13 protein-coding genes are annotated in these 9,641 nt (G+C 71.5%); all 13 read left to right on the forward strand.

Annotated elements, in window-relative coordinates; genetic code table 11:
• Positions 1–701 (forward strand): ATP-binding protein (locus ACFWYM_RS42935; protein ID WP_384850630.1); only part of this gene is annotated, 701 nt, incomplete at its 5' end.
• Positions 698–3,301 carry a hypothetical protein gene (locus ACFWYM_RS42940; RefSeq protein ID WP_384850633.1) on the forward strand — a complete coding sequence of 868 codons (2,604 nt, stop codon included), beginning with the start codon at positions 698–700 and terminating at the stop codon, positions 3,299–3,301. The genes ACFWYM_RS42935 and ACFWYM_RS42940, both read left to right, overlap by 4 nt.
• Complete coding sequence (locus ACFWYM_RS42945) at positions 3,301–3,846, forward strand: hypothetical protein (RefSeq protein ID WP_384850636.1); 546 nt, start codon at positions 3,301–3,303, stop codon at positions 3,844–3,846. The genes ACFWYM_RS42940 and ACFWYM_RS42945 overlap by 1 nt, the downstream gene beginning before the upstream one ends.
• Positions 3,846–4,841 (forward strand): C40 family peptidase, encoded by a 996-nt coding sequence (locus tag ACFWYM_RS42950; protein WP_384850639.1) that lies wholly within the window; start codon positions 3,846–3,848, stop codon positions 4,839–4,841. Before ACFWYM_RS42945 ends, ACFWYM_RS42950 begins: the two co-directional genes overlap by 1 nt.
• Positions 4,842–4,863: 22 nt before the next feature.
• Positions 4,864–5,067: a hypothetical protein gene (locus ACFWYM_RS42955; RefSeq protein WP_384850642.1), complete on the forward strand. Its 204-nt coding sequence runs from the start codon at positions 4,864–4,866 to the stop codon at positions 5,065–5,067.
• A gap of 245 nt (positions 5,068–5,312) precedes the next feature.
• Positions 5,313–5,552: a hypothetical protein gene (locus ACFWYM_RS42960; protein ID WP_384850645.1), complete on the forward strand. Its 240-nt coding sequence runs from the start codon at positions 5,313–5,315 to the stop codon at positions 5,550–5,552.
• Positions 5,553–5,556: 4 nt separating this feature from the next.
• The gene (locus ACFWYM_RS42965; protein ID WP_384850649.1) at positions 5,557–5,961 is read left to right on the forward strand and encodes a hypothetical protein; all 405 of its coding nucleotides are present in this window, start codon (positions 5,557–5,559) and stop codon (positions 5,959–5,961) included.
• A 113-nt stretch (positions 5,962–6,074) separates the two neighbouring features.
• Positions 6,075–6,674, forward strand: a complete 600-nt coding sequence (locus ACFWYM_RS42970; protein ID WP_384850652.1) for a hypothetical protein — start codon at positions 6,075–6,077, stop codon at positions 6,672–6,674.
• Complete coding sequence (locus tag ACFWYM_RS42975) at positions 6,671–7,285, forward strand: hypothetical protein (RefSeq protein ID WP_384850655.1); 615 nt, start codon at positions 6,671–6,673, stop codon at positions 7,283–7,285. The genes ACFWYM_RS42970 and ACFWYM_RS42975 overlap by 4 nt, the downstream gene beginning before the upstream one ends.
• Positions 7,286–7,424: 139 nt before the next feature.
• A complete protein-coding gene (locus ACFWYM_RS42980) occupies positions 7,425–8,120 on the forward strand; it encodes a hypothetical protein (RefSeq protein WP_384850658.1) in 696 nt (231 codons plus the stop codon).
• Complete coding sequence (locus tag ACFWYM_RS42985) at positions 8,117–8,863, forward strand: nuclease-related domain-containing protein (protein ID WP_384850660.1); 747 nt, start codon at positions 8,117–8,119, stop codon at positions 8,861–8,863. The genes ACFWYM_RS42980 and ACFWYM_RS42985 overlap by 4 nt, the downstream gene beginning before the upstream one ends.
• A 21-nt stretch (positions 8,864–8,884) precedes the next feature.
• Positions 8,885–9,175 (forward strand): hypothetical protein, encoded by a 291-nt coding sequence (locus tag ACFWYM_RS42990; RefSeq protein WP_384850663.1) that lies wholly within the window; start codon positions 8,885–8,887, stop codon positions 9,173–9,175.
• 94 nt (positions 9,176–9,269) lie between these two features.
• On the forward strand, positions 9,270–9,617 hold the full coding sequence (locus tag ACFWYM_RS42995; protein ID WP_384850666.1) for a hypothetical protein: 348 nt from the start codon (positions 9,270–9,272) through the stop codon (positions 9,615–9,617).
• Positions 9,618–9,641: the final 24 nt, after the last annotated feature.

Consider the following 9,641-nt stretch of genomic DNA (forward strand, 5'->3'; position numbering starts at 1 on the left):
TGCCCCAGGGCTCCCTGATCTTCCCCTCGGCGGACGGCGGGGACGACTCCTACCTCACCCGGCACTGGCGCCTGGTCGTCCTCAACCTCAAGGGCCTGTCCCTGCCGGACGCCGCCACCCCGCGCCAGGAATGGAGCGAGGAAGAGCGGCTGTCCATGCCCATGCTCTACCTCGCAGGCTGGTACGCGCAGCGCAGCATCTACGCCCGCGACCTGCACGAACGCAAAGGCCTGTTGATGGATGAGGCGCACGAGATCCAGCGCGTCTCCTCCGGGCGCGAGCTGCTGCGCAAGACCGGCCGCGACTCGCGCAAGCACGACGTGCGCTCGCTCCTGCTCACCCAGGACGGCCAGGACATCCTCAACGCCGGAATCGAGAACTGGGTCGACAGCTGCTTCGTGGGCCGGACCGTCGGCGCCGAGGCGCAGCGCGCCGCCCTCAGGCTACTCAAGGTCGGCACGGGCAACGGCTACGAGAAGCTGCTCGCCGGCCTCTCCGCGCAGGCCCACGACGCCGAAGAGCGGCGCGGCGACCGCGAGTTCATCATGAGCGACGGCGCGGGCGGCATCGAGCGCATCACCGTGGCGCTGCGCCACCGCCCTGCCCTGCTCGCCGCGCTCGACACCACCGCCAACCCGCACCGCGACCGGCGCAGCGACAACCCCTGGGCCGTGGACCTGACCACGGGGGTGCGCGCATGAGCACGCGTCTGTCCCGTATCCGGCTGCGCCTGGCCGGACGCCTGGCCCCGGTGCTCGGTCTGCTGATGATGCTGATGGTGCCCATGGTCGGCATCGCCGACGCGGCCCCGGCCGCCTCCGTCACCACCCAGATCCCCACCGACAAGGGGGACTGCGACCTCATCAAGGGAACGCCCGGATACAAGTACTGCATCGAGGGCGAGGAGAAGCAGGACGGCAAGAAAGGCGGCGGCGGATCCGCCAAGGACGACGCCTGCAGCAGCCTCAAGGGGACGCCCGGATACGAGTTCTGCCGGGGCGACAAGAGCAGCCCTCTGGACACCATCACGGGCGACTGCAAGGCCGCCCCGGACGTCGAGGCACCCGGGGACGGCATCCTCGGATGGGTCGACGAGGGGCCCTCGACCAAGGACATGCCGCCCAGCCGGGACCCGAAGGCGGCCGACGCGGACGCCTACCTGTACGAGCAGTACGGGTACGCGGGCCTGCGCTGGTCCACCTATGACCTCGGGTGCGGCGGGGCGCTGCGCGACATGGGCGCCGCCAGTGACAACGGCTTCGCGAACAAGGTCTTCACCTGGTCGAAGTTCTGGACCGCGCTGACGGTCAAGATGCGCCAGTACGCCGTGTCCGACGGCGCCCTGGACGCAATGGACCCGGTCGTCGAGAACGCCACCCGCGCTGTGCGGGACGCGGTGTACTCGCCGTGGATCGGCATCTCCCTGCTGGCCCTGGGCATCGTGCTCATCCTTCAGGCCCGCAAGCGCAACCTGCCCGACGTGCTCACCCAGATCGTGTGGGCCCTGATCGTGATGGCGCTGGCCACGGGGGTGGCCTCCTACCCGGTGCAGGCGTCCAAGTTCGCTGACGGCGCGGTGAATTCGACGATCAGCGCGATCGACCAGGCATTCGCCTCGACCGACCTGAACGGCAACGACGCCGACCAGCCCGCCACCGCAGGCTCCGGCGCCACCCAGGCCGCCTACAAGCCCGCGGACCCGGCCATCGACCCCGACACCCCCGGGGCTCCGGGCAACCCCGTCTACCCCGACGAGAGCAACGCCCCTGCGGCGAACACCACGCACGGCAACATGCTGGTCAAGTCGGTGCTCTATCAGCAGTGGCTGCGCGGCGAACTGGGCGACGACGACAGCAAGGTCGCCAAGAAGTACGGCGTGCAGCTCTTCGACAGCCAGGCTCTGACGTGGCGCCAGAACCAGCTCCCCGCCGACGAGCGCTCCAAGGTCATCGCCGCGAAGAAGAAGACGTTCGAGGAGCTCGCCGAGAAGATCAAGGCGGAGGATGCGAGCGCGTACGAGAACCTGACCGGGAAGAAGGAGGGGCGCCTGGGCGCCGCGTTCATCTCCAACTTCCAGTCCTTCGCCAGCAACACGTTCAGCCTGCTCTCGGACCTGATCATCATCGGCGGAAAGATCATGATCAGGTTCGTGGTGATCACGTTCCCGGCTCTCGCCGTGATCGGACTGCACCGCCGCATGCAGGGCAGCGTCCGCACCAGCCTGAATGCCGTGGCGGCCGCAGTCGTCAACATTCCGATCTTCGCGGTCGGCGGGGCAATCGACGTCCTCATGGTGCGGGAACTGGCTGACGAGAGCGTCGCGTTGCCGCCGTGGTTCAAGGCAGTGCTGATGCTCCTGGTCACCTGGGTGCTCTGGAAGATCTGCAAGCCGTTCACCCGGCTCTCGGCCATGGTCAACCCCAATAGCAACTGGCTGGCCGACGGCGGCAACGCCCTTGGCGGTCCCGGCCGGTTCGCCAAGCGGTACGCGCAGTACTACTTGGTCACGCGCACCATGCGGAAGGTGATGGGCCGCAACACCGAGGCCATCGACGACCTCACCGACGCCATCGAAGGAGGCGCGGCCGGAGAGCGGGGCGCCCTCGGCTCCGGTGCCGACGAGGACGACCTCCAGCACGGGGGGTCGGGACGGCGCGGCAACGGCTGGTGGGGCAACAAGGGCCAGCCCGCAGCCGACGGCACGACCGGTGGGCAGGACGGTGCCGGTCAGGACGGCGGTACGCAGTCGGGCGGACTGCCGCTGTATGCGGACTACGAGCGCGACGAGGGCCAGAGCGCGCCGGACATCTACCGGCCCGCGCAGGCCGGGCACGCGAGCGACGATGTGTGGGACGCCGAGGGCTGGTACGTCGAGGACCTCGACCCGGCCGCAGCGAAGTCGGGGCGCAGCCTTCCCGCCGCCAACGGAGGCGGGCGCGGCGGGCGGGTCGACGACAGCGACAGCCTGTCCGCCCCGTCCGTTCCCGACGGGCCCGCACCGCTGCCCGGAGGCTCCTCCGGCGGGGGCACGGCGGCCGAACTGCCCTCACCCCGCAGCAACGGACAGCGGCCCTCCGACAGCGCCAGCAGCGGCGGCACAGCGACGCTCCCGGCCCCGGACGGCGCGCTGCCGACCCCGCCGCAAGGGGACCGGCCGTACGTGCAGCCCGAGGGCGGACCCACCGTCGTGCCGCCCACGCTCGACGAGGACGGTGGGCAGGTCTACGTCATCTTCAACCCGGACAGCGGCTACCAGCTGCGCGACGAGCGCGGCCAGGGCCCGGATGACGAGGAGCGGTGATGCGTGATCTCGTGCGCCAGTTGCTGCTCTGGCCCCTGTACAGCGTGCGCCGCCTGGTCGCCACGGTCGCCGTCCTCACGGCGGCCGTGCTCGGCCTGGTCGCGCTGACATCCGCCGGCGGGGGGCAGCCCACCGCCGCCCCCGGCCCGGGTACCCCGGGTACCCGCCCGCCGTCGGCGAGCCCGTCGCGCCCCGCGCCGACCCCCTCGACCTCGCCTTCGCGGGACTACGGGCGGGCCATCGACATCGCCAAGGCGTTCGTCGCGGCGTGGGCCAGCCACCCCAAGGACCAGACGGAGTGGTACGTGGCCACCGCCCGGTACGCGACGGACCACATGGCCCGCAAGCTCACCACCGTGGACATGCGCAACGTCCCGGCCGAGCACGTCACCGGCCGGGCGCGGCTGACCGACACCGGGGGCGTGGGGCAGACGCAGGTCGCGGTGCCCACCGACGGCGGCGTCGTGTCGGTCATCCTCGTCCCGCATCCCAAAGCGGGTTGGCGGGTCGATGACCTGCAGCCCGGTGCGCAGAAGGAGCAGTGATGGGGCGCAAACTCGCACTGCTGGCCACGGCCGCGGCCGCAGGCGCCCTGATCGTGCCCTACGTGCTGTCGGAGGCCGCGACCACGCCGCTCGAGAACCTCAACCTGGCCGACGTGGCGTGCGCCATCGTCGACAAGAAGCTCAATCCGAAGGGGCTCGGGATGTCCTCCGAGCAGATCCGCAACGCCGGGACGATCGTCTCGGTCGGTGCGCAGATGGGGGTGCCGGTGCGCGGCCGCGTCGTCGCGGTCGCCACCGCGATGCAGGAGTCCAACCTGCGCAACATCCCCTACGGCGACCGGGACTCCAAGGGCCTGTTCCAGCAGCGGCCGTCCATGAACTGGGGCAGTGCCTCGCAGGTCATGAACCCCGTCTACAGCGCATCGAAGTTCTACAGCCGACTGATAAAGGTGCCCGGCTGGCAGAACATGAAGGTCACCGACGCCGCCCAGGCCGTGCAGCACTCCGGGTTTCCCGACGCGTACGCCCAGCACGAGCAGAAGGCCGTGCAGATCGTGGCCTCGGCGAACTCGACACCGGGTGGGGTCCAGCAGGTCAACAGCAGTTCGGGGTGCACCCCGCTCAGCATTCCAGCCTCCGCCAACGTCACCGGCTACGTGTCCGCCGCGCTGGGGCAGGTCGGCAAGCCGTACGAGTGGGGCGGCACCGGCCCGGACACCTTCGATTGCTCCGGGTTGATCGTGTGGGCGTGGCGGCAGAAGGGCTATCAGCTCAAGGTCCGCACGAGCCAGGACATGTATGAGGTGGCCGTGCCCGTGGCCTCCGGTCAGGAGCGCTCCGGTGACCTGATCTTCACTCAGTTCCAGTCGGGCGGTCCCGCCCACGTGATGATCGTGGTCCGTCCCGGGACGGCGGTGGAGGCGCCGCGGACCGGCCTGGACGTGCGGGTGCGCACCTACGACCCGGCCACCGAGGACATGAAGTTCGGGCGCCTGCCCGCCAGCCAGATGGACGCCATCACCGCACAGGCATGACCGACCACGGGGAGGAGTGTCCGTGACGGAGCGTGGCACAGACGCACGAGAGCACATCCGGCGGCGGCTGGTGGAGGCCGGGCGCGAGCACTTCAGCAAGGGCGTCAGCGCGCAGGGGGACGCCGTGCTCCTGGAGCTGCTCAGAGAGTTCGACCCGGACGACATCGTCGCCGTGGTCGGGCAGCTCCAGGGTTCCTCCTGGAACCTGCCCGAGAACTGGCAGTAACTCGCCTTCAGGGGCCCGGAGTTGAATCCGGGCCCCTGCCCATGCCGGTGTCAGATTCGAGCCAGACTGGGGTGGATTCACGCCCCTCCCGACACGCACCGTTCAGGGCATTGACAAGTGTTCAGGGCCTGAACACTATGGAGGGGCTGGGCTTCCCGCCCGGCCCCGCAGAAATGCGAGGGGCACGGCTGCCGCTTCCCAACGATCGCCGTGCCCCTCGCTCCGCAACTCGTACGGAGGCCCCATTGTCCACCACATCCATCACCACCACCCACGTGGTGCCGCAGCACGCGCAGGACGCGTCCAACATCCTCGCCGAACTGGCCGTCGACCCCGACGAGTTGTCGGTGCTCAACGCCGCGGCCCGGGTGCTGCCCCCGCTCGCCGACGCGGTGCGCCGCACGACCGCGAAGCCGGGCACCGAGGACGACGACCTGCTCGCCCTCGCGCGCGCCGTGGGAGTGGTCACCGAGAGGACCCACTGACCTCATGACTGACACCTCGAGCAGCTGCTTTCACGTCCGCGCCGTCCTGACCACAGGCGGACTGTGGCAGCCCAGCATCGACGAGCTGCCCGAGGTGGAGGTCGACCCGACCCGCTCGCTCTCCCGGCTGGGGACCCTGGTGCGCCAGGCCATCGCCGAACACGAGGGCCTCGACCGCGAGGCCCTCGTGCTGGAGATCGTCCCCAGTACCGGCGACGAGGGCCTCGACCAGCAGCTCACCGACGCCCGCAATCTGCGCCGCGAGGCCGACCAGCTCGCCGAGCAGGCCCGCACCGCAGCCGAGCCGCTCGCCAAGCGGCTGGCCCGCGCCGGCGTCTCCCAGCGCGACGCGGGCGCCCTGCTCGGCATCAGCGCCGCCTCGGTCTCCGCCCTCAACAAGAAGAAGTAGCGCACCACCACGGCCCCACCGGGGGCACACCCCGCCCGCCACCAACGGGCGGCCCCGCGAAGGCCACCGCACCACCGACCGCACACCCTGCCCAACATCAGGGAGAACACACCGTGTACGACCCGACTCATGCCAGTGCACCCCCGTGGGCCCACGAGCTGCCCCTCGGCCTCAGCTCTCTCCGGCTCGCCGCCGACCGCGCCCGCACCGCGTACGAGGGCGCCGACGCCGCCGCCCGGGTGCTGCGCTCCGATGTCGCCGAGGCCGACTCCTCCACCGACCCCGTCACCGCCGCGCACGTCCTCTACGAGGGCTACCAGCGCACCCAGATCCCGGCCACGCTCGGCGAAATCGCCTTCTCCCACCAGGGGTTGGCGCTCTCGCTGGCCCGGGTCTGGCACCGCGCCGCCTTCGCCTACGCCTACGGCACCAGCCACACCCTCAACGCCCTCGCGCGTGGCCAGCAGCCCCACACCGTGACCATCAGCCACAGCCAGTTCGTCCCCGAGTCACCCTCAGGCGACGAGGAGCTCACCGCTCTCTACGCCGAGGCGCGCACCCGGCAGCTGTCCGGCCTCACCGAGCAACCGCACGGGGACAAGCCATGGGCTACCAGTGCGCAGGCGTGGGCCACCTTCGGCGAGGCCGCCGAACAGAAGCTGTGCGACGACCTCGCGGAGCTGGCCGAACTCGACGCCCCCAACGGCCGGTGAGCGCCATGACGTGCCCCGCCACCGACATCGCCGCCGAGTACCACCGCGCCAACCAGCTCGGCGCCGCACGCGCCGTCGAGACACTCCTCAAGCGCGACGACATCCCCCCGGTGACCACCTGGGAGATCGACTCTGCGGGCGCCGTGCGCGGACACCTGATGCTGTCCGCCTGGTCGAAGAAGTCCGCCATCGACGCCGTGCGCGAGGTACACCGCGTCCACGGCGGCAAGGTGCGCACCCGCCACCGCGCCGACGGCGCGCACGAGATCGCCGCGCGCTTCAACTGCGCACTGCGCCGCGTCGAACTGTGGGCCCTCACCCAGCAGCCGGACACCCTCGCCCTGCAGCGCGAGAACCGCCAACTCCTCGCCCAGGCCGCGCGGACCGACGAGTACCTGGCCCGGCTCGGCTGGTTCAACGACGACGAGCGCACCATGCGCCGCCACACCGCATCCGGCTGGTGGGAGCTCGCCATCGGCTACGGCGACGCCAATGAGTGGCTGCTCTTCGGCCCCGACGGCTCCCCCTTCGGCGCCCTCATGTCCGGCCACGGCAAGAAGCGCGCCCGCGCGAACGCGGACACCTACATCGCCGAGCGCGAAAGCCAGTAGCCCCCTCCGGCCCCGGGCCCTTGCTGTGCTCCGGGGCCGGACCTGCTGGCCCCTCAACTCCCGGCCGGGGTGCGTCTGCCCAACACCACACCCGCCCCGGCCGGGGTCCCTGCACACCCAACCCACGGAGGACACCGCCGTGACCATCACCCTGACCCGACGCCAGACCGACGCCACCACGCTCGCGGCCGAACTCGCCGCCAGCCCGATGCACCTGACCGCGCACACCACCACCGCGCAGGCCGCCGAGGCCATCGCCGACGAGCGCCTCGGCTACGGCCCCCGTCACGCCCAGGACACGATCAACTGGGAGAGCGGCGCCTACCCCGACCTCGCACTCGCCCGGCAGGACGCCGCCCGCGCCCTGGTCGACGGCCTCGGTCCCGACCTCCTGCAGTCGGCCGTCACCCACGCCCTGCACACCGCGCGCACCCTGACCACACAGCAGCCGTGGGCAGACGCAATCGCCCACCTCGGCAAGCGAATTGAGAACCGCAAGCAGCGCACCCAGTACCGCGGGCTGCTCCTCATCCACGCCGCCACCAGGGCGGACGAGGACCTCGTCGCCCAGGCCCAGGACGAACACCCCGACCTGTCCTTCCCCCGCCGCGCGATCGTCGCCACCGGCCGCCTCACCGGCTGCCACCGTGCCCGCCTCGACGACAACGGGCGCGTGTGCTGCGCCCCGTGGGGCGAGCCCGAGGGCTGGCACTGGGAGCTCAGCGGCATCAGCGCGCTGCCCGAGCCGGTCTCCTGCACCGGGGCCCTCTACCTGTGGACCCCGGACGCGCACGTCCTGGACGCCGTCCTCGCGATGCGGAGTGAGGCGCGATGAGCGCCCCGGCCCCCGCCCCGTGGCAGACGGCCGGCGCCTCCGCCCGACAGCGCGCCCGTGAACTGCGCCAGGCCGAACTCGCCGAACAGCACCGCCGCGCCCGCGTCTGGGCGCTGCCCTCGCTCGTGCTCGCCTACCTCGGCTACAGCACCGCCGACCTGGTATTCACCCCCACACTCTCCCTCGCCGCCGCCCTGGCCATCCCGGTCCTGCTCATGCGGCGGATCTACGAGCCGAGTCCGCAGGTGCGCCGCTGGCAGCTCGGCGCCGCCGGGGAGCAGCGGACCGCCCGGATCCTCACCTCCCTCACCCGGCAGCACTGGGTCGTCCTGCACGACCGCCGCGTACCGGACAGCAGGGCGAACCTCGATCACATCGCGCTGGTCCCCGACGGCATGGGCGCCGTGTACGTCGACACCAAGACGACGCGCGGCGGCGGCCGGGTCTCGGTACGCGGGGGCGTGCTCCGCATCGGCCGCAGCTCCTACAAGAACGCCCTGTCCACCGTCGAGTGGGAGGCCGCCCAGGCATCCAAGGCACTGGGCGTGCCGGTCTCGCCGGTCATCGCCATCCAGGGCGCCACGGTGCCGCGCCACGGCATCGCCACCGGCTCCGGGCTCACCATCGTCGCCGCCAACCGGCTGCCTCAGACCCTGCGCCAGATCCGCCACCAGCACGAGCCCAACGTGCTCGCCGCACTCACCGCGCGCGCCGAGGCCGTCCTGCCGCGCTACACCGCCTGACCTCCGAGAGGAACCACCGCCATGAACCACACCGACACCGCGTCCGCACTCGTCGAACTGACCTCGGTCGACGAGGACCTCCTGGACGCCGCCAGCCTCTTATCCGACGCCCTCGCCGCTCTCGAACACGGCGACGCCGACCCCGAACTCCCCAAGCTCCGCGCCGTGTTGGTCCAGGCCGAGGAGCTGCTGAAGGCATCCGCCCACCAGCGGCAGGACAAGCAGCCCCAGACCGCGACCCTGTGGCTCGATGAGGCCGCCGGACTGCACGCCTCGATCCTGCGCCTCTACCCCGCCGCCGACTCCGACTGACCGCACCAGGGCCGCACCCACGATCCACCGGGTGCGGCCCCGTCCGCGCCCGACCCCGCCCTATCTGGCCACCGATCAGGGAGAGCCCAGCCCGATGCCCACCGCCCGCAACGTCCGCGAGGTCCAGGCCGACCTCCACGCCTTCGCCGCCGACCTCGCCCGCCTCGACAGCTCCGCGGCGCCCAAGGCTCCGCGGCGCCGAGCGATCTACCTCGACCGCCGCACGAACCACCTGGAGGCCCTCGTCGAGACGACCGAAGCGCTCCAGGACGCCCACACCCGCGCCGGAAACCCGCTCGGCGCGGCGGCCCTGGCCGAGCACGTCGAGCACTACGTGTATCTGCTCGCCCTCGCCCGCCGCGACGTCCAGCTCCACCAGCCCCATGCCATCGAGGCCGTACGTACGAAGAACTCCACCGACCGGAACGGAAGCTCCCGATGACCACACCCGACCCCGCCGCGTCCT

It is taken from the genome of Streptomyces sp. NPDC059009 (genome assembly GCF_042740175.1).
Taxonomy (GTDB): Bacteria; Actinomycetota; Actinomycetes; order Streptomycetales; family Streptomycetaceae; genus Streptomyces.